The following is a 23,125-nucleotide window of genomic DNA, read 5'->3' as shown; positions in this document are numbered from 1 at the left end:
CACCGTGAAGCACCAACGATGAACGTCCATCGGAGATAACCCGAGGTCGTGCGGGCCCGCCTTACCTAGGCGGAGGCACTGCTCGACCTCTCAGTGAGGAGAGCAGTGGCAGGCAAGGCCCGCGTGCACGAGTTGGCTAAAGAACTCGGTGTCACGAGCAAAGAACTACTCGCAACGCTCAAGGAGCAGGGCGAGTTCGTGAAGTCGGCGTCTTCGACGGTGGAAGCACCCGTCGCACGTCGACTGCGCGAGTCGGTGGCAGGCAAGTCCGCCCCGGCGAACGGCGCAGCGAAGTCCGGGGCGCGCCCCGGTTCCGCACCGTCGAGCACTCCGGCCGCGAAACCCGCCGCAGGCGGCGGTCCGCGTCCTGGTCCACGTACCCCGCAGACCCCGCTGCCCGCGCAGACCGCGCAGGCGGCAACCCCGACGGCTGCTCCGGCCGCCCGTGAGACGGTCGCTCCGGCAGCTCGCGATACAGCGGCTCCGGCTGCCCGTCCGTCCGATGCGGCCCGGCCCGCCCCGGCCGCGCGTCCCGGTCCGGCGGCCAAGCCCGCCCCACGGGACACCGCCCCGGTCCAGGAGACCCCGGCGGCTCCGGCCGCCAAGGCCGCCCCGGCGCCGGGCGCTCCGACTCAGGGTGGACCGCGTCCGACTCCGGGTGGCGCACGTCCCGGTCAGCAGCAGCGGTCCGGCGCACCGACGCAGGGCGGCCCACGCCCCGGCGGTCCGAAGCCGGGTCCGAAGACACCGCGCGTCGGCAATAACCCCTTCTCTTCCGCACCCGATCGTGAGCGTCCCGCGCCGCGCCCGGCCCCCAGCCAGGGTGGACCCCGCCCGGGTCCCGGCCAGGGTCCGCGTCCGGGTCCGGCCCAGGGCGGCCCCCGTCCGGGTGGCACTCAGGGCGAGCGGCGTCCGTCTCCGGGCCAGGGCGGTCCGCGTCCCGGTGGGCCGCGGCCGAGCCCCGGCTCGATGCCGCCGCGCCCGAACCCCGGTGCCATGCCCGCGCGTTCGGCCCGTCCGGGTCCGGGCGGCGGTGCCGGTGCGGGCCGTCCGGGTCGTCCCGGCGGTGCCCCCGGTGGTGGCGGTCGTCCCGGTGGCGGCGGTGGCGGTGGCTACCGCGGCGGCCAGGGTGGCGGCGGCACGGGTGCGCCCGGTGCCGGTGCCGGTGCTCCCGCGGCCGGTGGTTTCCGTGGTCGTCCCGGTGGCGGCGGTGGCCGTCCCGGTGGTCCCGGTGGCCGCGGCGGTGCGGCCGGTGCGTTCGGACGTCCCGGTGGCGCCCCGCGTCGTGGCCGTAAGTCGAAGCGGGCAAAGCGCGCAGAATACGAAAGCATGCAAGCGCCCGCCATCGGCGGCGTGCGGCTGCCGCGCGGCAACGGCGAGATCATCCGACTCGCCCGCGGCGCCTCCCTGTCGGACTTCGCGGAGAAGATCGATGCGAACCCGGCTGCCTTGGTGCAAGCCCTGTTCAACCTCGGTGAGATGGTCACCGCGACCCAATCGGTGAACGACGAGACCCTCGAGCTGCTCGGCAGCGAGATGAACTACGTCGTGCATGTGGTCAGCCCCGAGGATGAGGACCGCGAGCTGCTGGAATCGTTCGACCTGACCTACGGTGAGGACGAGGGCGGCGAAGAGGATCTCGAGCAGCGTCCGCCAGTGGTGACCGTCATGGGTCACGTCGACCACGGTAAGACCCGACTGCTCGACACGATCCGTAAGGCCAACGTCCGTGAGGGCGAGGCCGGTGGCATTACCCAGCACATCGGCGCCTACCAGGTGCTCACCCATCTGGGCGATAACGACCGGCTCATCACCTTCATCGACACCCCGGGTCACGAGGCGTTCACCGCCATGCGTGCCCGTGGTGCGAAGGCCACCGATATCGCGATCCTGGTGGTCGCCGCCGACGACGGCGTCATGCCGCAGACGGTGGAGGCGATCAACCACGCGCAGGCGGCCGATGTGCCGATCGTGGTCGCGGTCAACAAGATTGACAAGGAAGGCGCGAACCCGGACAAGATCCGGCAGCAGCTGACCGAATACAACCTTGTTGCCGAGGAATACGGTGGCGACACCATGTTCGTCGACATCTCCGCCAAGCAGGGCACCAATATCGAGCAGCTGCTCGAGGCCGTGCTGCTGACTGCGGACGCGGCGCTGGACCTGCGGGCCAACCCGGATATGGACGCGCAGGGTGTTGCCATCGAGGCGCACCTCGACCGCGGCCGTGGTCCGGTGGCGACCGTGCTGATCCAGCGCGGCACGCTGCGGGTCGGCGACTCGATCGTCGCCGGCGATGCCTACGGTCGTGTCCGCCGCATGGTCGACGAGCACGGCGACGATGTCGCCGCGGCGCTGCCGTCGCGGCCCGTTCAGGTCATCGGCTTCACGTCGGTACCCGGCGCGGGTGACAACCTGCTCGTCGTCGATGAGGACCGGATCGCTCGCCAGATCGCCGACCGGCGCAATGCGCGCAAACGCAACGCACTGGCCGCACGCACTCGCAAGCGGATCAGCCTGGAAGATCTGGATGCCGCGCTGAAGGAGACTTCGGAGCTCAACCTGATCCTCAAGGGCGACAACTCCGGTACCGTCGAGGCCCTCGAGGAGGCGCTGCTCGGTATCGAGATCGACGACGAGGTGCGCCTGCGGGTCATCGACCGCGGTGTCGGTGGTGTCACCGAGACCAACGTCAACCTGGCGTCGGCGTCGAACGCGATCATCATCGGGTTCAACGTTCGGGCCGAGGGCAAGGCGACCGAGCTGGCCAACCGCGAAGGTGTGGACATCCGGTACTACTCGGTGATCTACCAGGCCATCGACGAGATCGAGAAGGCCCTCAAGGGCATGCTCAAGCCGATCTACGAAGAGGTCGAGCTGGGCCGGGCGGAGATCCGCGCGATCTTCCGTTCGTCGAAGATCGGCAATATCGCCGGCTGCATGGTCACCTCGGGTTCGGTCAAGCGCAACGCCAAGGCGCGCCTGCTCCGCGACAACGTGGTGGTCGCGGAGACGGTCACGATCTCCACCTTGAAGCGGGAGAAGGACGACGTCACCGAGGTCCGCGAGGGCTTCGAATGCGGTATGACGTTGACCTACAACGATATCAAGGAAGGCGACGTGATCGAGGCCTACGAGCTGCGCGAGAAGCCGCGCGACTGAGATTGTGCGTCGGTGGTCCGGCCCAGCAACACCGGGCCGGACCACCCAGACAGTCTTTTCGTAGGCACCGAAACAGGAGGCTTGGGTGTACCTGGGTGCACTGGAGTTCGACGTCCTGCTCGGAGATGTGCACTCGCTGAAGCAGAAGCGTTCGGTGATTCGGCCCGTGCTGGCCGAATTGCAGCGCTTCGGCGTGAGTGCCGCCGAGGGTGGGGAACAAGACCGCCACCGTCGCTCATTGCTCGGAGTTGCCATGGTCAGTTCCGGTATGGATCACCTGACCGAGGTACTCGACAAATGTGAGCGTCACGTCGCGGCTCGTCCGGAGTTAGAGTTGCTGGCAGTGCGCCGCAGGATCTTCGGACCCGAAGACTGATCCGCGGCGGGAACGACGGGCTCGGAGGCGGTAGCTTGCGTAACCACGCAGGGCCTCGGTCCCGCCCGCAAAATGAACACAGCAGTAGTGAGGAGGGTTCAGCCATGGTGGATCAAGCCAGGGCACGCCGACTCGCCAAGCGGATTTCCGCGATCGTGGCGACCGCGATCGAGTACGAGGTGAAGGATCCGCGTCTGAATTTCGTGACCGTTACCGATGCGAAGGTCACCGGCGATCTACGCGAGGCGACGGTGTACTACACGGTGATGGGCGAAACCCTCGACGTGGAACCGGATTACGCGGCCGCGGCCGCCGGTCTGGAGAAGGCGAAGGGTGTGCTGCGCTCGAAGGTGGGCGCAGGCACCGGCGTGAAATTCACCCCGACGTTGGCGTTCGTGCTGGACAAGGTGCCCGATGCGGCACGGGATATGGAAGAGCTACTGGCCAGGGCGCGGGCCGCCGACGACGCGGTCGCCAAGGTGGCGGCGACCGCTACCCACGCCGGCGAAGCCGACCCGTACAAGGTCGAACGCGAATCCGACGAGTGACGTGCGGTAGACCATGACGACGATGCCCGTCGACCCGGGTAGGGGGGTCGCTGTCGATCCGGTCGATTTCGGACCGGCCGTTGCGGCATTGAGCGCGGCCCGTTCGGTCACCATCCTGTGTCATGTGCAGCCCGATGCCGACACTATCGGCAGTGGGCTCGCCCTGGCATTGGTGTTGCATCGGCGCGGTATCCCGGTATGGGTGTCGTTCGCCGAACCCGCCGAACTGCCCGCCACGATGCGGACGCTGCCCGGTGTGCATTATCTGGTGCCGCCCGCGGATGTACCCGCCGAGGTGGATCTGCTGGTTTCCGTGGACTGTGGCAGTGCCGGTCGGCTTGGTGCGCTTGCCGATCGATTGGCCGGGGCCGCAACGACTTTGGTGTTCGACCATCACCGCTCCAACACCCGGTTCGGGACGATCAATGTGATCGATGCGAGTGCGGAATCGACGACGAGTCTGATCGCGCGGCTGCTCGATACCTGGCAGGAGCCGATCGATGCCGAAGTGGCACATTGCCTTTACGCCGGTTTGGTTACCGATACCGGATCCTTCCGCTGGGTGCGGCCCGGCACCCATCACCTGGCCGAACGGCTGTTGGCCACCGGCATCGACGGTGCCGAAATCACCCGCTCGCTGATGGATACGCATCCGTTCGGCTGGTTGCCGATGTTGTCGCGGGTGCTCGGCTCGGCTCGGTTGGAGCCGCAGGCCGGGGGTGGGACCGGACTGGTGTATGCCGTTGTGCGGCGCGAGGATGTCGATGGTGTGCGCTCGGAAGAGGTGGAGAGTGTGGTCGATATCGTCCGCACCACCTCCGAGGCCGGGGTCGCCGCGGTGTTCAAGGAGTCTCGCACGATTCCGGATCGGTGGACGGTTTCGCTGCGGTCGCGCGACAGCGCGCCGGGCGCGCAGGATGGTGTCGATGTGGCTACTGTCGCAACGTCTTTGGGCGGTGGTGGGCATCGGTTCGCGGCCGGGTACACGACCAACGGCACGTCCGAATCGGTCGTCGCGGCTCTGTTGGCTGAACTCGGGTGAGTTCGGAGGTCAGCGAGGTCGCGTCGGATCAGATCGGCGCGGTGGGGCCGCGAAGGATTCTCGGACTCGCCTTACCGACCTTGGGTGTGCTGGTGGCCGAGCCCATCTATCTGCTGTTCGACCTGGCTGTGGTGGGTCGGCTCGGGGCATTGGCATTGGCCGGGCTCGCGGTCGGTGGATTGATTCTGGCGCAGGTCAGTTCCCAGCTGACGTTCCTGTCGTATGGGACGACGGCGCGGGCGGCGCGGCGGCACGGAGCGGGGGATGAGCGCGGTGCGATCGGGGAAGGTGTGCAGGCGACCTGGGTCGCCGTGATCGTCGGGACGCTGGTTCTTGTTGTGGGGCAGGCGATTGCGGTTCCGCTGACCAATGTGATCGCGGGTGGTGGGGATATTGCGGGGGAGGCGTTGGGCTGGGTGCGGATCGCGTTGTTCGGGGTGCCGCTGATTCTGATCGCCATGGCGGGTAACGGGTGGTTGCGCGGGGTGCAGGAGACACGTCGGCCGCTACTGTTCGTTGTCGCGGGACTGCTGGTTTCGGGAGTGTTGTGCCCGACGCTGGTGCACGGGTTACTGGGTGCGCCGCGGCTGGAGTTGGCCGGTTCGGCGGTCGCCAACGCGGTGGGCCAGTTCGTGACGGCCGGGCTGTTCCTGACCGCGCTGGTGCGCGCACGTGTTCCGCTGACTCCGCACTGGTCGGTGATGCGGGCGCAACTGGTACTCGGTCGCGATCTGATCGCCCGCAGCCTCGCCTTCCAAGCCAGCTTCGTCTCGGCCGCGGCCGTCGCCTCCCGATTCGGTGCGGCATCGGTGGCCGCACACCAGCTGGTCCTGCAGCTCTGGAATTTCCTCGCGCTGACTCTGGACTCGCTGGCCATCGCCGCCCAAACGCTGGTCGGTGCGGCACTCGGCGCGGGCGACGCCACCGGTGCGCGCGGTCTGGCGCGCCGCATCACCCGCTGGTCGGGCGGATTCGCGCTGGTGCTGGCGGCGGCCTTCGCGGCAGGCGCCACCGTCATCCCCGAACTCTTCACCGACGATCCGGCCGTCCTCGACCGCACCCACGTCGCCTGGTGGTTCTTCGTCGCCATCATCCCGATCGCAGGCATTGTCTTCGCCCTCGACGGCGTCCTCCTCGGTGCGGGCGACGCCGCCTACCTCCGCAATACCACGCTCGGCGCCGCGCTCCTCGGCTTCCTCCCCACCATCTGGCTCTCCCTCGTCTTCGACTGGGGCATAGCAGGCATCTGGACCGGCCTCGTAGCCTTCATGCTCCTACGCCTTATCGCCGTAGTCTGGCGCGCGGAATCCGGCCGCTGGGCCCGAGCCGGCACGGAAATCCCGCGCGTCAAGGCTTAGCTCGTGCACGGTTTCGCATGCCGCGCAGGTTTTCGGGGCGAACTCCGCGCTCGGCGGACGGCAGGTCGTCAATGGGGTCGGTGAAGAACCACCCATCATGCTCGACGGGCGGCCAACCCTTAGCGGTGCCTGCGGACGACCACTCCCACCGGGTGAATCTGGGTGCGGTGGTGCGGCACGTGGTCAGCGGTGTCGGTGAACGACCACGCCTGCCGGGCGGACCGAGCGTCCGGAGACAGTCAGGCCGGTTTGGACGACGGATGCCACCGTGCGATCCAGGGCTGGATCGTCGATCTTCGCAACGTCCGCCGCTTCCATGGTGAGTGAGTCGAAGGCGTCGCCACGCTGTGGGGTGACCAGTGTGCCGCCGCGGCCGACGATGAGCCGTTCGATGCGGGTGGCGATGGCTTCGAATGCTGCACGCTCGCGCGGGGATTCGGCGGTCGTGGCGCACGCGGTGGTGTCGGTATGGAGAGCGAAGAGTTCCACGACGAGCGGGAGGTCGGCGCCAGCGCGATCCCGGCGGTCGCGTGCCTTGGCCTCGTCGGCCAGGCGATCGATAGTGGTGGCTTGGCGGGCGATGACTCGGGTGAGGTCTTCGATACGTTCCGTTAGTTGGGCGAGCGGGTCGGTGTGTTCGAGCTGTGGCGGGTGGGAGTTCGCCGGGTAATCGGTCTGCGGCGCGATCGGGGTCTCGACCTGCCGCGCGGCGAGGGTGGTCGGGTCCTCGGGGTGCGGCGCGACGGGGTCGGTCATGCTCGCACTTTAACGCGAGTTCGCGGGGGAGCATCGATTGTTTTGGGCGGCATCGGGATCCGCTGTCGGTAACTGGGCTGGTGTCGGAGCTGGCTGCTACCATCGCGTCTCATGGGGGTCTACGGCATCGACCTTGGTACGACGAATTCGGCGATCGCGCGGATAGACGCCGATGGTCGGCCCGAAGTCATGATCGGTTTGAACGGCGAGGCGACGGTGCCTTCGGTCGTCTTGTTCGCGTCGGCGTTCGATCATCTGGTGGGCGAGGGTGCTCGGCGGCAGGCCCGCCTCGATCCGGAGCATGTGTGCGCACTGGTGAAACGGCGGATGGGCGATAAGGATTGGCGTTTCGCCGCGCACGGACAAACTTGGTCCGCGCCCGCGGTTTCGGCGCTGATCCTGAAAAGCCTTGCCGCGGATGCCGAATTCAGCGGTGCGGAGCCGGTGAAACGCGCGGTCATCACCGTACCCGCCTACTTCGGTGATGAGGAGCGGCGCGCGACCATCCAGGCGGGCACGTATGCGGGCTTCGATGTCGCCGGTGTGCTCTCCGAGCCGATTGCTGCGGCGCTCTCCTATGGGTTCGGCAGACTCGACGGCAGTGTGGACGTCGGCGAGCCGGGCCTGCGCGAGACCGTTCTCGTCTACGACCTGGGCGGCGGCACCTTCGACGCCACCGTCATCGAACTCGCCGACCGCCGCATTTCGGTGCTCGCGGTCGAGGGTGATCACCAACTCGGCGGCGCTGACTGGGATGAACGCATCGCGCTGTATCTTTCGCAGAAGTTCTGTGAGGCGAATCCGGATGCCGAAGACCCGCTGGACGATTCGGCGGGTTCGCAGATGGTGGTGCTGGCCGCCGAACGTGCCAAGCGCGAGCTGACCGATGCCGAGCGCACCGACGTGGTGATCGCCCACGACGGCGCCCGCGCGGTGATCCCGCTGACACGCGACGAAGTCGACGCGATGACCGCCTCACTCATGCGCCGCACCATCGACCTGACCCGCGACTGCCTGGCTGCGGCGAGCAAGCGCGGCGTCGCATCCGTCGACCGCCTGCTGCTCGTCGGCGGCTCCTCGCGCATGCCGATGGTGGAGCGCGAATTGCGCAAGGAGCTCGGCCTCGCCGGCGAACTGCGCGATCCCGACCTCTCGGTGGCGCGCGGCGCGGCGCTCTACGGCGAAAAGCTGGAGATGGAACGTCTCGTCCTCGCCGACCTCACCACGCGCGGCCGACTGCGCGATGGCGCGCATATCGAGGACGCCGCCCCAGCCGATCTGGACCAAGCGATCGCCCGCGTCGCCGCTTCCTTCGGACAGCCGGTCGGGCTGGTACGTCGGATGCTCGAAATCCAGGTCGATACCGTTGTCGCGCGCGGTTTCGGTGTGCTCGCGCTCGACTACAAGTCCGGGCTGGCGGCGACCTGGTTGGTGCATCGCAATTCGACTCTGCCGGTGAAGGTGCGTCGTTCCTTCGGTACCGTGCGCGCGGATCAGGACGAGATCGCGCTGACCATCGTGGAACAGCAGGGCCAGGCGGCATCGGCGCGACCCGAGGATACGAAGGTGCTGGTGGAAGGCCGCATTCGCGGCATCCCCGCAGGCTATCCCGAGGGCAGCGAGGTGCGGGTTACCTTCGAGATGGGCTTCGACGGCGTCCTGCGCGTCACCTGCCACCACATCGACGCCGATATTCCATTGGTCCTGACCGCTCAGACCGGCGCGACCCTGTCGCAAGCGGATGTGGCGCGCGAACTCGATCAGGTCCAGCGCACCCGCCGCCGCGACAGCTGAGCCGGGACCATGGAGGCGTTCAACCCGAACGACTATCGCAAGCGGGTACTCGCTGATGTCGAGCGCCGCGGCGGGCTCGAGGAATCGGATCCGTTCGAGCTCTACGACATTCCGCTGGACGAGGCGGAGTCGCTGAGCGATGCCGAGATCGCCGCGCGGGTCGAGGAGGTCTGGGGTTTCTGGCAGCGCCAGCGTGATCATCCGAAATACCGGGTGCTCGTGGGTCTGCTGGTCGATGAGCATCCCAAGCTGTCTCGGGTGCTGCTGGATTCGGCGGTGCGTCGCGTGGAAGCGGGGCGGATCCGGGAGATGCGCGAGCGGCGGGATGCGGACCGCTACGAGATGCTCGATGCGGCGATCTCGCGATTGGTACAGCGGCACGGTGGGGTTCCGGCCCGGAAGGTGCCCGGGCTGGAGGAGATCGGCGCGATGGGTGGGCTCAGTGCCGGCGAGGTCGCGACTCGATTGCGCAGGCATCGGGTCATCGAGGATGCTCCCACGCCCGTCGGAGTTCTCACCGACCAACGCAGACAACAGATTCGGCAGTTGCTCAGCGAATGGGAACGGCTCATCGACGGTGATCCGACGCCGACGCTTTTCGCGTTGCTGCGGGTGGATCCGGCGAAAGCCGGTCAGACCCAGGAGATTCGATTGCGCGCCGAGGCTTTGCGCGCGCGGTCCCGCGAGCTGCCACCCGGACGTGTCCGAGTTGTGTTGGACGAGTTGCTGATTCACATCCAGGATGTACTCGAATCGGACGAGGCGACGCTGCGGGAATATCTGCGGTCAGTGGCCGAGGATGTCGCCAAGGAATTGCGACCGAAGGTCAGAGCGGCGGTGCTGGTCGAGGACCAACTCGTCGGCGACGACTTCCGATACCTGCTCGACGAGGCGATGCGGTTGGGTCTCGATCGGTCCGACGCCACCCGGTTGCTCACCGAGATTACCGTGGAACTCGGTGCACGAGTGGCAAATTCGCCGCCTATAGCGGTGCCGCAACAGATATCGCAACCACCTGCGCCCAGAAACTGGGAAGCACCGCTCAAGGCTGCTCGGGCGGCGCTGCGCGGGGGACGGCCACACGAAGCCGCGCGGCATGTCGAGGAGGCGCACCGGCTGGTCGGCCCCGATGGGGAAGGGCTCACGCCGATTCGTTCGGTATCCGATGAGGTCGACCGGGTACTGAACCAGGCGCAGGCCCACTGGCGCGAGGCGACGGCCGCGCGTGCGGCAAAGCGGTATTTCGAGGCGCTGCCGCATCTGGAACAGGTGCGTCGCACCGCGTCCGATCTGTTGCCGCTGAACCAGGTGCCCAGTATCGACCAGTTGCTGTCCGAAGCCCGGGACGCGATCGCCGAAGCGGACCGGCTCTTCGCCGAGGCACAAGCCGGACCGGCCGATGCCAGAATGCGCGGACTGCTCGCCGCGGTCGAGGTATGCACCGATCACGGCGGTGTGCTCGCTGCGCTCGCGGAGTCGCCGATCGAGGCTCCGCAGCGGGTCGAGGCCACCCGATTGGCGAATGGGTCGGTGCTCGTGGCGTGGTCGCCGACATCGACGGATAACGTCGCATATCGGGTGACCAGATTGCAGCCGGACGGATCCTGGCGCGTGGTCGGCCGCACACAGGCGACCGAACTCGAGGACGGTGGTGCACCCACCGTGGGGCACCCGGTGTACGCGGTGGCCGCTGCCGTCGCGGGCAGGTACTCCGAGATCACCCGATCCGATACCGGCCCGGTCGCGAAACCGCAAGGCAGACAAGAACAATCGCAGGTCGATCCGTCGCCGAGTGGCATCCCGACCGTGACCGGACTGGCCGACCAAGCGGGGCTACTGGTCTTCACTTGGCCCATCGGCGTCACCGAAGTCATGGCCGTCGTGCGGCCCGACCAACCGCCGACCACCCCGGACGACCCCCAGGCCCGCTCCTGGAAGGTCACCAATATGCGGTACGAAATCGACGGCGGCGTCCGGATCCCATCCGATATCCCGCGACCGTGTCACGTCGCCATCGCATCCTGTCGCCGCGAACCGAACGGAAAGCTCACGGTCGCCGCGGTTTTCGCACCGACTGCGCGGATCCGCTGGCTCGGATAGCCGAGGTCGGTCCGCGTGCCGTGGATACCGAGATGCAGTGAATCTGCTGCCGGACCGTCGGGACCTCGATAATGCCGCGTGCGGTCCGCGCCGTCGATTGGTGTGATTCCGGATTCGCATTCGGGATATCCGCCGCGGCACCGCATCCGACGACCACACCGACATGCACGGCCACAGTGCGGTGCTCAGGCACATCGACACACGCCGGCTCAACGACATGCTCGGCGGTGACGATGCACTGGGCCATGCCAGCGGGTGCGTCCGCAGTGACGTGGTCGGTCACGAGGGCACATTCGGTCACAGCGGCGCTGTGCCGGACCACGTGAGCATGCTCAGCCAGGGCAGTGTGGATGGCCCCGCCGACATGGACGGCCGCAGTGCCGTGGCCGGCCGCGAGCACACGTTCGGCCGTGGTGACATGCTCGAGGGTGCATTCGGCAGTGACGATGCCCAGAGCCACACCAACGCACTGAGCCCCACCAACGCCCAGGGCCCCACCAACGCCCAGGGCCCCACCAACGCCCAGGGCCCCACCGACGCCCAGGGCCCCACCGACGCCCAGGGCCCCACCGACGCCCAGGGCCCCACCGACGCCCAGGGCCCCACCGACGCCCAGGGCCCCACCAACGCCCAGGGCCCCACCAACGCCCAGGGCCACACCAACGCCCAGGGCCACCAGGAACCGTTCGGGCATGGCGACCACGGTCACGGGTCCGACCGCGCGCAATGGCTGTTGCTCGCGCCGGTCGCCGCGCTCTTGCTCATCGCACCACCCGCGCTGGGCGCGGGCGCGGCGGTAACCAGTTCGCCCGTTCAAGTCGTGCCGCGCGACGTCGCCGCTGAGCAGCCGAAACTGTGGGCTTTTCCGCCGCTGCCTGCCGAGCCCGCGCCGCGCTTGCCGATCGTGGATCTGGTGGATCGGGCGCTTCAGGACTCCAGTCACTCGCTGGACGGTCGTGAGGTCACGATCAGTGGGTTCATTATTCGGCCCGAAGATCTCGAGCAGCAGCATCCGGATGCGCCCGATGCGGATCTCGCGCGGGTGGTCATCACATGCTGTGTCGCTGACGCGCGGTATGTACTGGTGCACCTGTCGGACATGCCGGAGGTGGTCGAGGACGATGCCTGGCTAGAGGTCCGGGGTGTCGTCGAAACCGGTAGCGCCCAGCGGGATCCGGATCACACGCCCACCCTCGCCGTCACCGACTACCAGCGGATCGAGGCTCCGGACCGGCCGTACGAACGCGGCCGTTAGCGCCATGATCATCGAGCCGAACGGCGGCAACGCGAACGGATATGCCAATGTAGGTGTGGTGATACCCAAGTTGATGGCGGTGAGCGACATCCATGTCGGGCACCAGGGGAATCGTCCGGTCGTCGAGCAGATTCGGGCGGATTCGCCCGAGGACTGGCTCATCGTGGCCGGGGACGTCGGGGAGAAGTCCGACGATATTCGCTGGGCGCTGGAGCTGTTGCGCGGCCGCTTCGCCAAGGTGATCTGGGTGCCGGGCAACCACGAATTGTGGACCACGGCGAAGGATCCGGTGCAGATGCACGGTGTCGCGCGCTACGACTACCTGGTGTCGATCTGCCGAGACCTCGATGTCATCACACCGGAGGATCCGTTCCCAGTGTGGACCGGCGCGGGGTCGGAGCAGTACGGCGGTCAGGTGACGCTGGTTCCGATGTTCCTGCTCTACGACTATTCGTTCCTGCCCAAGGGCACCAAAACGAAGGCCGAGGGGCTCGCCCTGGCCCGGGAACGAAATGTGGTGGCCACCGACGAATTCCTGCTGTCACCGGATCCTTACCTGACCCGGGATGCCTGGTGTCACGCCCGCGTCCAAGTCACCAAACGGAAGCTCGACGCGCTGCCACCCGAAACGCCGATCGTGATGATCAATCACTTCCCGCTGGTCCGCCAGCCCACCGAGGTGCTGTGGTACCCGGAATTCGCGCTCTGGTGCGGCACCGATCTGACCGCCGACTGGCACACCAGCTATAACGTGGTCTGCTCGGTCTACGGCCACCTGCACATCCCGCGCACCTCCTACTACGACGGCGTGCGCTTCGAAGAGGTGTCGCTCGGCTACCCCCGCGAATGGCAGCGCCGCGGACTGCCGGACCAGTTGCTGCGTCAAATCCTCCCGACTCCGGATTATCCGCCGGGCTCGCTGAACAAGTGGGGCGGCCACTTCGAGGTCACTCCCGAGATGGAGGCCGCAGCCGCTGAGATGCGCGCCAAAGCCGAGCGTCGTCGCGGCGTTTGACCCTGTCCGGCATAGCGGCGGCAATTTGATTCGCGGGGCAACTACTGATTTGGTGTGTACATGGGTAACTCGTCGGGTACGGGCAAATTCACTTGCCCCCTGACCGCCGGACGCCGACGCTGCTCGCGTGGCACACGAGTCTGGCCCGAAGGTGCGGGGAGGCGGACGAGCTGATCGAGAAAATTCTTCCCGCCGGCGTGGCTTCGGCAGAACTCTTGGAGTATCCGGAGGATCTGCGACCGCATCCGGCCGAGGCACACCTCATCGAGAAGTCGGTGGACAAGCGCCGCCGGGACTTCATCGGTGCTCGGCACTGCGCCCGGCTGGCGTTGGCGGAACTGGGTGAGGCGCCGGTCGCGATCGGCAAGGGTGAGCGGGGTGCGCCGGTGTGGCCGCGTGGCATCGTCGGCAGCCTGACGCACTGTGACGGCTACCGGGCGGCGGCCTTGGGCCACAAACTGCGGTTCCGCTCGATCGGTATCGACGCCGAACCGCACGGCACCCTGCCCGAGGGCGTGCTGGATTCGGTGAGCCTGCCCCCCGAGCGGGACTGGTTGGCGCGGGTCGACCGTTCCGGCCTGCACCTGGACCGTCTGCTGTTCTGTGCGAAGGAAGCCACCTACAAGGCGTGGTGGCCACTGACCGCGCGCTGGCTCGGCTTCGAGGACGCCCACATCACCTTCACCATCGACGAAAGCTCCGACGGCGCGGGTTCGGGCACCTTCCACAGCCAGATCCTGGTACCCGGACAGGTCACCGACGGTGGCGCGCCGCTGATTTCCTTCGACGGCCGCTGGATGATCGGCGACGGACTCATCCTGACCGCGATCGTGCACGACTGATGGCCGACGCGCGGATCGACGCACTCGGTGGTCTGCTGATCGTCGACAAGGACGGCGGCTGGACCAGCCACGACGTCGTCGCGAAATGTCGAAAACTATTGCGCACCAAGAAGATCGGACATGCCGGCACACTCGATCCGATGGCCACCGGCGTACTGGTGCTCGGTGTCGAACGCGCCACCAAATTGCTCGGCCTGCTCACCCTGACCACCAAGGCCTATACCGCGACCATCCGGCTCGGCCAGGCCACCACCACCGACGATGCCGAGGGTGAAGTGCTCTCGACCGCATCGGCCACCCATCTTGCCGACGCCGAAATCGCCTCGCACGCCGCGAAATTGACCGGCGATATCGAGCAGGTGCCCGCCACGGTCAGTGCCATCAAGGTGAATGGCGAACGCGCCTATGCCCGGCATCGGGCCGGTGAAGAGGTGCAGCTGGCCGCTCGCCCGGTGACCGTCTCGCGCTTCGATATCCTTGCCCGCCGGGATATTTCGGAGTTCGTCGATCTGGACGTGGTCGTCGAATGTTCGTCCGGCACCTACATTCGTGCCCTTGCGCGCGATCTGGGCGCCGCACTCGGCGTCGGTGGCCATCTGACCGCGTTGCGGCGCACCAGGGTCGGCCCGTTCACCCTCGAGCACGCCAGAACCCTCGACGAATTGGCCGAATCCGAGGAAGCACCGCTGAGTCTGGATATCGACGACGCCATCCGAACCGCGTTCCCACACCGCGATATCGATGACAAACAGGCCGATGACCTGCGCAACGGCCGCTGGCTCGAGCCGGTCGGAATATCCGGCGTCTACGCCGCCATCGACCCGTTCGGGCGCGCCATCGCGCTATTGCAGGAGAGCGGTAATCGCGCGGCCTCGGTCATGGTCGTGCGTCCGTCGAATCTCTAACCGCGCCAAGCGGCTCCAGCGCGCCGAGCAGCGCGCCGACGCAGATATCGCGGAGTTCGACGCGGGTGCAGGTGCGGTTTTCCAGCCAGTCGACCGATAGCACCCGGACAAAAGTCAGCCAGCTCATCAGCACCGATGAGGTGAGCTCGCGGAGTTGGCCTTCGACGCCCATGCTGTCGAGCAGACGCACCCGGAGTTCGCCGAGTTCGCCCGAGATGATCGCCTGGATCGTCGGATCGCCCGCGAGCAGGCGGTTGGCGGCCACCACCGTATTGGCATTGGCCTCGAAATAGTCGAAGTGCTCGTCGAGTCCGGCCGCCAGCTGTTCGGGCAGCGGGGTTTCGGTATCGAGTTTCGTCGCGACCAGCAGGCGATCCGCGGCCAGCTGGTAGACGCCCGCGAAGAGATCGCGTTTGGTCGGGAAGTGGCGGTAGAGCAGGGCGCGCGAAACACCGGCCGCAGCCGCGACATCCTCCATCAGCACCGCATCGTAGGCGCGTTCGGCGAACAGTTTCGCGCCCGCTTCCAGCAGCAGTCGACGGCGTTCGTCGGGGGCGAGGCGGCGGCGGGTCACCCCTGCAAGCCTAGTTGACGTTTGTCTACTAAGAGTCGTAGGGTCGATCTTAGTAGACATACGTCTACTAGTGAAGGGAGGAATTCATGACCGTGGCACTCAAATGGCTGTCCATGGCGATGGGCGTTGTCATCGTTGGTATCGGCATATTCCACATGGCCGCCGGAATCGACGGCATCCCCGATATGGGATCCTCCGGCGTCACCGCCGACAGTCAGACTCGCTTCTTCGGCGGCATCTTCCTCGGCTACGGCCTCGCCTGGATCTGGGCAGCCCGCCAAAATCCGATCTCCGCACTCGCGGTGCGCTGGCTCGCCGGAATCTTCCTACTGAGCGGCATCGCCCGCTTGATCTCGGTCGCCGTCTACGGCTGGCCGCACTGGTTCCAAATCGTCCTAACCGCAATAGAATTCGCCCTCCCTCCGATCTTCTTCTGGCTAGCCGCCGCCCAGGAAAAGCGCACCGCCTTCACCGCTGACCGCGTGCCCGCCGCTGGCTGACCCATGTCGCATATCGGATGACTACCTCGCACAGGGTGTGCCCTATGTGAGGTAGTCGGTGGCTATGCGTCAACTGGCAGGCGATCCGTACACGGGGCGCGGTAGACAGTGCGACGAAGGGAAGTGGGCAACTCGAATCCCTGATCCGCCATGTCGGCGCTGGGCTGATCGACGAGCCCGCCGAATCGCTGCTTGCGGCGGCGGAGACCTGTCGCCATCCGATTCCGTGCGCTGCTGAATTTCCTGTCGCGCTGACCGATTCGACTCGGCGACATTTCTATGGGGCTTGACCTGTGGTAACTCCGAGCCCAACGGCGCGATAGGGGGATATCGGCGTTTGTTCTTGCCGCGGACGCGGTGGCCGCGGCGGCGTGCGGTGGTGACAACTAGTCACCACCGGCACGCGAGTCAGTCGCTGAGCCAGATGGCTTCGGCGGCGGGGCGGCCGAGATCGATGGTGCGGTCCCCGATGCGAATCGCGATGGTGCCCGCGAAGTCTCGGCGTTCCACCACAACGATCGGTGTATCGAGGGCGATGCCGACCGAATCGAAGTAGCGCAACATATCCGGATCGGCATCGGAAATCCGTGCGACATGGCCGGATTCGCCCGCGCGGAAATCGCTGAGCTGGCGGGCGGGTGGCGTCGGCACCGCGCCGTCGACCGAGGGAATGGGATCGCCGTGCGGATCCCGGTCCGGATAGCCGAGTTTCGCGTCGATGCGCGCCATCAGCAACTCCGAAACCGCGTGCTCGAGCACCTCGGCCTCATCGTGCACCTCATCCCAGCCGTAGCCGAGTTCGTTGACGAGGAACGTCTCGATCAGCCGATGCCGGCGCACCATGGCGACCGCCGCGCGGCGTCCGTGTTCGGTGAGGGTGATGGAGCCGTACCGAGCGTGTTCGACAAGGCCCTGATCGGCGAGCTTACGTACCGCCTCGGAGACAGTGGAAGCCGAGACGCCGATCCGTTCGGCGAGCAGTTTCGTCGAGACCTTTTCCTGTGACCATTCCTGAGCGGTCCAGATCACTTTCAAATAGTCCTGGGCGACCGAGGTGAGCTCCGGCGCAATCGTCGCGGTGCTGCCGTGGGGGCCTGGGGTCTCGGTCGGCTGCGCTGCGGTGTCGGCCAGCTCGCGTCGGGTTGCGATGTCTCGTTTACCGGGCACATCTTCGAGCTTATGCATAGGACTCCCGATTCACACATTTAGACACTTGAACACTCGGTGCCGTTGTCCGACAGCCTCGATCCTGCTTGCGGATCCCTCGGTTTCGGCTGGTCCGGGCCGCTCTCGGGGCCGTCGGTGCTCGGTCGGCCTCACCGTGCGAACCCGATGCGGGCGGCTGGTGTTTCGACGAGTTCGAGCGCGATCACACCGTTGCTGTCGTCACCCGCCTGAACCAGCAATTCACCCCATGTACACACAGGCCTCTGGCCCGGAGGGCGGATGGACACCTCCGAATACTGTTCCCCCCGCATTTTGCGTAGGCTGCGGACTGTGCAGAGATGGCGAAGCCTCGATGACGTACCCGCGGACTGGGGGCGGTGCGTACTCACGATCGGCGTATTCGACGGTGTGCATCGCGGCCATGCGCAGCTGATCAGCAGGGCCGTGAAGTCCGCTGCCGCACGGGGAGTTCCGGCAGTGTTGATGACCTTCGATCCGCACCCGATGGAAGTGGTGCGCCCGGGCTCGCATCCGGCGCAGTTGACCACGCTGACCCGGCGTGCGGAATTGGCCGAGGAACTGGGCGTCGACGTGTTCTGCGTCATGCCCTTCACCCAAGAATTCATGAAGCTGACCCCGGCGAGTTACGTACACGATCTGCTGGTCGAGCGGCTACATGTGACCGAGGTCGTGGTCGGTGACAACTTCACCTTCGGTAAGAAGGCCGCGGGCACCATCGAGACCATGCGCGAGCTGGGTGGGCGCTTCGGCTTCGAGGTCGACGGCGTGAGACTGCTCGTCGAGCATGCGGTCACCTTCTCCTCCACCTACATCCGCGCCTGCGTCGACGCGGGTGATATGGCCGCGGCCGCCGAGGCGCTCGGTCGTCCGCACCGGGTGGAGGGTGTGGTCGTGCACGGCGACGGCCGCGGCCGCGAGCTCGGCTTCCCGACCGCGAATATCGCGCCGCCCATGTATGCCGCCATTCCGGCCGACGGCGTATACGCGGGCTGGTTCACCGTGCTCGGTCCCGGCCCTACCATCGGCACCGTGACACCGGGGGAGCGCGCGATGGCCGCGATCTCTATCGGCACCAACCCGACCTTCTCCGGGCGCGCCCGCACCGTCGAGGCCTACGTACTCGACAGTGAGGCCGATCTGTATGGCCAGCACGTCGCGGTGGATTTCGTCGAGCATCTGCGCGGTATGCGCAAATTCGATTCCATCGACGAACTCCTCGAGGCGATGGCCCGCGACGTCGAGAACTCCCGCAAGGTCCTCACCGCCGCCGACTCCTGACCGGATTCGGTTCGGCGCGGGGGTGTCGGGTAAGGTGGCTCCTCGGGTTTGCTGCGGTCCGCGGTGGCGCCCACCGGGTAACCGGAATCCTCGAGCGCGGAACTGAGATATAGGAGTGGATGCCCCATGGCGCTGACCACCGAGCAGAAGTCGGCCATTCTGGCCGAGTACGGCGTGCACGAGAAGGACACCGGTTCCCCGGAGGCGCAGATCGCGCTGCTGTCCAAGCGGATCGCCGACATCACCGAGCACCTGAAGAAGCACAAGCACGACCACCACACCCGCCACGGCCTGATGGCGCTGATCGGTCGTCGCAAGCGCCTGTCGAAGTACCTCGCCGACAAGGACATCCACCGCTACCGTTCGCTGATCGAGCGCCTGGGTCTGCGTCGCTGATCCTTCGACACACCGGCTACCTCGGGTAGTCGACAGACCGGCCAACGGGGAGAAGTACAATCTCCCCGTTGGCTATATGTGTATGAGGGGTTATTCACACCCTGTTTGCACGACAACATTGCACAGCCGTATGCACCCGCCTGCGTGGCGTCGGTCTTCGGTAGTGGCCTCCCGGCAGGCGAGCAGTCGCCGGCGGGCTTCGATCGATGACCGCCTCCGCGTCGCCGTTTCCAAGGGGATCCGGCCGGGTGCGCGCGTCGCAGCCAGGAGGGTTGCCGCGCGTCCGGATCCGGGACGGCTGACGACAGCTGGATCGCGCCTTCCTGGCGCTCGATCCAGCGAAGACGAGAGGTTGAGAGCAGAAAAATGTCCGAAACAGCTACATCATCGGCCATCGAGGTCGAACCCGGTGTGTTCGAATCCGTCGCGCTGATCGATAACGGCACCTACGGAACCCGCACCGTCCGCTTCGAGACCGGCCGTCTGGCCCGCCAGGCCGCCGGTTCGGTCGTCGCCTACCTGGACGACGAGACCATGCTGCTGTCCGCGACCACCGCGGGCAAGCACCCCAAGGATCAGTTCGACTTCTTCCCGCTGACGGTCGATGTCGAAGAGCGCATGTACGCCGCGGGCCGCATCCCGGGTTCGTTCTTCCGCCGGGAGGGCCGCCCCTCCACCGATGCGATCCTGACCTGCCGCCTGATCGACCGTCCGCTGCGTCCGTCCTTCGTCGACGGCCTGCGCAACGAGATCCAGGTCGTGGTCACCGTGCTGAGCCTGGACCCGAACGATCTGTACGACGTCGTGGCCATCAACGCCGCATCCGCGTCCACTCAGATCTCGGGCCTGCCGTTCTCCGGTCCGGTCGGCGGCGTGCGCGTCGCGCTGATCGACGGCCAGTGGGTCGCATTCCCGACCGTCGAGCAGCTCGAGGGCGCGGTCTTCGACATGGTCGTCGCGGGCCGGGTCGTGGAATCCGGTGACGTGGCCATCATGATGGTCGAGGCCGAGGCCACCGATAAGGTCATCGCGCTGGTCGCCGACGGTGCGCAGGCGCCGACCGAGGCCGTAGTGGCGCAGGGCCTCGAGGCCGCCAAGCCGTTCATCGCCCGGCTGTGCAAGGCGCAGCAGGATCTGGCCTCGCTGGCAGCCAAGCCGACCGAGGAGTTCCCGCTCTTCCCGCCGTACGAGGCCGATGTCTACGAGGCCGTCGAAGGCACCGCCAAGCGTGAGCTGGGCGAGGCGCTGAGCATTGCCGACAAGCAGGAGCGCGAGGCGAAGATCGACGAGATCAAGCTCGCCGTGCTGGACCGGCTGGCCGACGACTTCACCGGTCGCGAGAAGGAACTGGGCGCGGCATTCCGCTCGGTCACCAAGAAGCTGGTGCGCCAGCGCATCCTGTCCGACGGCTTCCGCATCGACGGTCGCGGTCTGGCCGATATCCGTGCCCTGTCCGCCGAGGTCGCCGTGATCCCACGCGCGCACGGTTCGGCGCTGTTCGAGCGTGGCGAGACCCAGATCATGGGTGTCACCACCCTCGACATGGTGAAGATGGCCCAGCAGGTCGACTCGCTCGGCCCGGAGACCTCCAAGCGCTACATGCACCACTACAACTTCCCGCCGTTCTCCACCGGTGAGACCGGTCGCGTCGGTTCGCCGAAGCGTCGCGAGATCGGCCACGGCGCCCTGGCAGAGCGGGCCCTCATGCCGGTTCTCCCGAGCCAGGAAGAGTTCCCCTACGCCATCCGTCAGGTCTCGGAAGCGTTGAGCTCCAACGGTTCCACCTCGATGGGCTCGGTGTGCGCCTCGACCCTGTCGCTGCTGAACGCCGGTGTGCCGCTGAAGGCGCCGGTCGCTGGTATCGCCATGGGCCTGGTGTCGGACACCATCAAGAACGACAAGGGCGAAGACGAGGTCCGCTACGTCGCGCTGACCGACATCCTCGGCGCCGAGGATGCCTTCGGCGACATGGACTTCAAGGTCGCGGGTACCCCGGACTTCGTCACCGCACTGCAGCTCGACACCAAGCTGGACGGCATCCCCTCACAGGTGCTGGCCGGTGCGCTGAGCCAGGCACACGACGCCCGCACCGCCATCCTGGAGGTCATGGCCGAGGCCATCGCCACACCGGACGAGATGAGCCCCTACGCACCGCGCGTCACCGCGATCAAGATCCCGGTAGACAAGATCGGTGAGGTCATCGGCCCGAAGGGCAAGGTGATCAACCAGATCACCGAGGAGACCGGCGCCAATATCTCCATCGAGGACGACGGCACGGTCTACGTCGGTGCGACCAACGGCCCGGCGGCGCAGGCGGCGATCGACCAGATCAACGCCATCGCCAACCCGCAGCTGCCGAAGGTCGGCGAGCGCTTCCTGGGCACGGTCGTCAAGACCACCGCCTTCGGCGCGTTCGTCTCGTTGCTGCCCGGCCGCGACGGTCTGGTGCACATCTCCAAGCTGGGCAACGGCAAGCGCGTGGCCAAGGTCGAGGACGTGGTGAACGTCGGCGACAAGCTGCGCGTGGAGATCGCCGATATCGACAACCGCGGCAAGATCTCGCTGGTGCCGGTCGACGAGAACGCCGACGAGTCCGAGTCGGCGGAAACCGTTGATGCGGGCCAGGCGGAGACCGAGTAGTACTTGTCTCTGTGACGAAGAAGAAGACGGCAACCCCTCTGCTCCGCGGCGAGCAGGGGGGTTCGTCTCTGGAGCTGCGGATGGACCAGATGCGGGGCACCGATGCGGGAGTACGGCGCACCGTATTACCCGGCGGGCTGCGCGTGGTCACCGAACATGTGCCCGGCGTGCGTTCGGCATCGATCGGGGTCTGGGTTGGGGTCGGCTCGCGCGACGAGGGACCGACCGTCGCTGGTGCCGCGCATTTCCTGGAACACCTACTGTTCAAGGCGACTCCGACGCGTTCTGCATTGGATATCGCGCAGGCGATGGACGCGGTCGGCGGTGAGCTCAACGCGTTCACGGCGAAGGAGCAGACCTGCTACTACGCCCACGTCTTGGACGAGGATCTACCGCTGGCCGTCGATATGGTCTCTGATGTCGTACTCAACGGCCTGTGCCGGGCCGAGGATGTGGACGTCGAGCGGCAGGTGGTGCTCGAGGAGATCGCCATGCGCGACGACGATCCGGAGGATCTGGTCGGCGACGCATTTCTATCCGCGCTCTTCGGGGATCATCCGATCGGGCGTCCGGTGATCGGCTCCATCGAAACCATCGAGGCGATGAATGCCGCCCAGCTGCGCGGCTTCCATCTGCGTCGCTATCGGCCGGATCGGATGGTCGTCGCGGTCGCGGGCAATGTGGAGCACGAACACACCGTGGAATTGGTGCATCGCGCATTCGCGCCCCGGCTCGACCCGATCGCCGAGCCGGCCCCCCGCCGCGAGGGCCGCTTTCGGCCGCACAGCGTACCGGCGCTGCACTGGAGCCATCGCGACAGCGAGCAGGCACATCTGGCCTTCGGTGTGCGGGCGTTCGGGCGGCACGAGGGGGAGCGGCGCTGGCCGCTGTCGGTGCTCAACACCGTGGTCGGCGGTGGCCTGAGTTCGCGGCTGTTCCAACGCATTCGGGAGGAACGCGGGCTGGCCTACTCGGTGTACTCCAGCGTGGATACCTTCGCCGATACCGGCGCGTTCTCGGTGTACATCGGCTGTCAGCCGGAAAATCTGAGCAAGGTGGCGACACTGGCGCGCGGGGTGCTGGAAGAGATTGCGGCCAACGGCATTACCGACGCGGAATGCGCGCGCGCCAAGGGGTCGTTGCGTGGTGGTCTGGTGCTCGGCCTGGAGGATTCGGCCTCGCGGATGAACCGGATCGGTCGCAGCGAACTGAGTTACGGCAACCACCGCAGCGTCTCGGAGACGCTGGCCCGCATCGATGCGGTGACCACCGACGAGGTTTCCGCGATCGCCCGCACTCTGCTCGCGCGGCCATTCGCGGCCGCGGTGGCCGGACCGTATCGGCGCGCCCGGGACTTGCCTGCCGCGGTGCGGCGATTGGTCGAAGGCTGAGGTAG

19 protein-coding genes are annotated in these 23,125 nt (G+C 66.9%); 16 read left to right on the top strand and 3 right to left on the bottom strand.

Annotated elements, in window-relative coordinates; all coding sequences use genetic code 11:
- Nucleotides 1-105 precede the first annotated feature (105 nt).
- The 5 genes from infB (at nt 106) to ACIBI6_RS11980 (ending at nt 6,486) form a co-directional block, all read left to right on the top strand.
- Entirely contained in the window at nt 106-3,162 is a 3,057-nt protein-coding gene (infB, locus tag ACIBI6_RS12000; RefSeq protein ID WP_396956060.1) for a translation initiation factor IF-2, read from the top strand.
- 85 nt (nt 3,163-3,247) lie between these two features.
- Nucleotides 3,248-3,538 (top strand): DUF503 domain-containing protein, encoded by a 291-nt coding sequence (locus ACIBI6_RS11995; RefSeq protein WP_396956059.1) that lies wholly within the window; start codon nt 3,248-3,250, stop codon nt 3,536-3,538.
- Between the two features lie 104 nt (nt 3,539-3,642).
- On the top strand, nt 3,643-4,086 hold the full coding sequence (rbfA, locus tag ACIBI6_RS11990; protein ID WP_364341538.1) for a 30S ribosome-binding factor RbfA: 444 nt from the start codon (nt 3,643-3,645) through the stop codon (nt 4,084-4,086).
- 22 nt (nt 4,087-4,108) lie between these two features.
- Nucleotides 4,109-5,128, top strand: coding sequence for a bifunctional oligoribonuclease/PAP phosphatase NrnA (locus tag ACIBI6_RS11985; RefSeq protein ID WP_396956057.1), 1,020 nt, complete (start codon nt 4,109-4,111; stop codon nt 5,126-5,128).
- On the top strand, nt 5,125-6,486 hold the full coding sequence (locus tag ACIBI6_RS11980) for an MATE family efflux transporter (RefSeq protein ID WP_396956056.1): 1,362 nt from the start codon (nt 5,125-5,127) through the stop codon (nt 6,484-6,486). The genes ACIBI6_RS11985 and ACIBI6_RS11980 overlap by 4 nt, the downstream gene beginning before the upstream one ends.
- A gap of 183 nt (nt 6,487-6,669) precedes the next feature.
- Here the strand turns inward: ACIBI6_RS11980 and grpE are convergent, their stop codons facing one another.
- Nucleotides 6,670-7,242 (bottom strand): nucleotide exchange factor GrpE, encoded by a 573-nt coding sequence (gene grpE, locus ACIBI6_RS11975; protein ID WP_364341534.1) that lies wholly within the window; start codon nt 7,240-7,242, stop codon nt 6,670-6,672.
- A 111-nt stretch (nt 7,243-7,353) separates the two neighbouring features.
- Here grpE and ACIBI6_RS11970 point away from each other — a divergent pair, with 111 nt between their 5' ends.
- The 6 genes from ACIBI6_RS11970 to truB all read left to right on the top strand — a co-directional run bounded on the left by ACIBI6_RS11970 (nt 7,354) and on the right by truB (nt 15,153).
- Nucleotides 7,354-9,036, top strand: a complete 1,683-nt coding sequence (locus tag ACIBI6_RS11970) for an Hsp70 family protein (protein ID WP_364341532.1) — start codon at nt 7,354-7,356, stop codon at nt 9,034-9,036.
- Nucleotides 9,037-9,045: 9 nt separating this feature from the next.
- Nucleotides 9,046-11,136 carry an Ig-like domain repeat protein gene (locus ACIBI6_RS11965; RefSeq protein WP_396956055.1) on the top strand — a complete coding sequence of 697 codons (2,091 nt, stop codon included), beginning with the start codon at nt 9,046-9,048 and terminating at the stop codon, nt 11,134-11,136.
- 163 nt (nt 11,137-11,299) lie between these two features.
- Entirely contained in the window at nt 11,300-12,391 is a 1,092-nt protein-coding gene (locus tag ACIBI6_RS11960; protein WP_396956054.1) for a TIGR03943 family putative permease subunit, read from the top strand.
- 58 nt (nt 12,392-12,449) lie between these two features.
- Entirely contained in the window at nt 12,450-13,406 is a 957-nt protein-coding gene (locus ACIBI6_RS11955; protein WP_364342016.1) for a metallophosphoesterase, read from the top strand.
- A 170-nt stretch (nt 13,407-13,576) separates the two neighbouring features.
- Nucleotides 13,577-14,248 carry a 4'-phosphopantetheinyl transferase Npt gene (gene npt, locus ACIBI6_RS11950; RefSeq protein WP_364342014.1) on the top strand — a complete coding sequence of 224 codons (672 nt, stop codon included), beginning with the start codon at nt 13,577-13,579 and terminating at the stop codon, nt 14,246-14,248.
- On the top strand, nt 14,248-15,153 hold the full coding sequence (gene truB, locus ACIBI6_RS11945) for a tRNA pseudouridine(55) synthase TruB (protein ID WP_396956053.1): 906 nt from the start codon (nt 14,248-14,250) through the stop codon (nt 15,151-15,153). The genes npt and truB overlap by 1 nt, the downstream gene beginning before the upstream one ends.
- Here the strand turns inward: truB and ACIBI6_RS11940 are convergent.
- Entirely contained in the window at nt 15,125-15,727 is a 603-nt protein-coding gene (locus ACIBI6_RS11940; protein ID WP_364341524.1) for a helix-turn-helix domain-containing protein, read from the bottom strand. The two genes, truB and ACIBI6_RS11940, sit on opposite strands and share 29 nt — an antisense overlap.
- Nucleotides 15,728-15,813: 86 nt before the next feature.
- Between ACIBI6_RS11940 and ACIBI6_RS11935 the strand changes: the two genes are divergently transcribed.
- On the top strand, nt 15,814-16,227 hold the full coding sequence (locus ACIBI6_RS11935; protein ID WP_364341522.1) for a DUF4345 domain-containing protein: 414 nt from the start codon (nt 15,814-15,816) through the stop codon (nt 16,225-16,227).
- Nucleotides 16,228-16,635: 408 nt separating this feature from the next.
- On the opposite strand, the gene ACIBI6_RS11930 is transcribed toward ACIBI6_RS11935, so the two are convergent.
- Complete coding sequence (locus ACIBI6_RS11930; RefSeq protein ID WP_364341520.1) at nt 16,636-17,412, bottom strand: metal-dependent transcriptional regulator; 777 nt, start codon at nt 17,410-17,412, stop codon at nt 16,636-16,638.
- Between the two features lie 312 nt (nt 17,413-17,724).
- Between ACIBI6_RS11930 and ACIBI6_RS11925 the strand changes: the two genes are divergently transcribed.
- From ACIBI6_RS11925 to ACIBI6_RS11910, 4 genes are all read left to right on the top strand, one after another.
- Complete coding sequence (locus ACIBI6_RS11925; RefSeq protein WP_364341518.1) at nt 17,725-18,693, top strand: bifunctional riboflavin kinase/FAD synthetase; 969 nt, start codon at nt 17,725-17,727, stop codon at nt 18,691-18,693.
- A 126-nt stretch (nt 18,694-18,819) separates the two neighbouring features.
- The gene (gene rpsO, locus ACIBI6_RS11920; RefSeq protein WP_327100954.1) at nt 18,820-19,089 is read left to right on the top strand and encodes a 30S ribosomal protein S15; all 270 of its coding nucleotides are present in this window, start codon (nt 18,820-18,822) and stop codon (nt 19,087-19,089) included.
- A gap of 366 nt (nt 19,090-19,455) precedes the next feature.
- Nucleotides 19,456-21,729, top strand: a complete 2,274-nt coding sequence (locus ACIBI6_RS11915) for a polyribonucleotide nucleotidyltransferase (protein WP_364341515.1) — start codon at nt 19,456-19,458, stop codon at nt 21,727-21,729.
- An 80-nt stretch (nt 21,730-21,809) separates the two neighbouring features.
- On the top strand, nt 21,810-23,120 hold the full coding sequence (locus tag ACIBI6_RS11910) for a pitrilysin family protein (protein ID WP_364341513.1): 1,311 nt from the start codon (nt 21,810-21,812) through the stop codon (nt 23,118-23,120).
- The last annotated feature ends 5 nt before the right edge of the window (nt 23,121-23,125 follow it).

Source organism: Nocardia sp. NPDC050412 (assembly GCF_044458825.1).
Taxonomy (GTDB): Bacteria; Actinomycetota; Actinomycetes; order Mycobacteriales; family Mycobacteriaceae; genus Nocardia.
This window is presented reverse-complemented; position numbering and strand designations above follow the sequence as displayed.

Excerpts from the sequence above, each read along its gene's own strand:
- rbfA (WP_364341538.1), top strand. The coding sequence starts at position 3,643 with ATGGTGGATCAAGCCAGGGCACGCCGACTCGCCAAGCGGATTTCCGCG.
- ACIBI6_RS11985 (WP_396956057.1), top strand. The coding sequence starts at position 4,109 with ATGCCCGTCGACCCGGGTAGGGGGGTCGCTGTCGATCCGGTCGATTTC.
- grpE (WP_364341534.1), bottom strand. The coding sequence starts at position 7,242 with ATGACCGACCCCGTCGCGCCGCACCCCGAGGACCCGACCACCCTCGCC.
- ACIBI6_RS11970 (WP_364341532.1), top strand. The coding sequence starts at position 7,354 with ATGGGGGTCTACGGCATCGACCTTGGTACGACGAATTCGGCGATCGCG.
- ACIBI6_RS11965 (WP_396956055.1), top strand. The coding sequence starts at position 9,046 with ATGGAGGCGTTCAACCCGAACGACTATCGCAAGCGGGTACTCGCTGAT.
- ACIBI6_RS11960 (WP_396956054.1), top strand. The coding sequence starts at position 11,300 with ATGCACGGCCACAGTGCGGTGCTCAGGCACATCGACACACGCCGGCTC.
- truB (WP_396956053.1), top strand. The coding sequence starts at position 14,248 with ATGGCCGACGCGCGGATCGACGCACTCGGTGGTCTGCTGATCGTCGAC.
- ACIBI6_RS11935 (WP_364341522.1), top strand. The coding sequence starts at position 15,814 with ATGACCGTGGCACTCAAATGGCTGTCCATGGCGATGGGCGTTGTCATC.
- ACIBI6_RS11930 (WP_364341520.1), bottom strand. The coding sequence starts at position 17,412 with ATGCATAAGCTCGAAGATGTGCCCGGTAAACGAGACATCGCAACCCGA.
- rpsO (WP_327100954.1), top strand. The coding sequence starts at position 18,820 with ATGGCGCTGACCACCGAGCAGAAGTCGGCCATTCTGGCCGAGTACGGC.
- ACIBI6_RS11915 (WP_364341515.1), top strand. The coding sequence starts at position 19,456 with ATGTCCGAAACAGCTACATCATCGGCCATCGAGGTCGAACCCGGTGTG.
- ACIBI6_RS11910 (WP_364341513.1), top strand. The coding sequence starts at position 21,810 with ATGGACCAGATGCGGGGCACCGATGCGGGAGTACGGCGCACCGTATTA.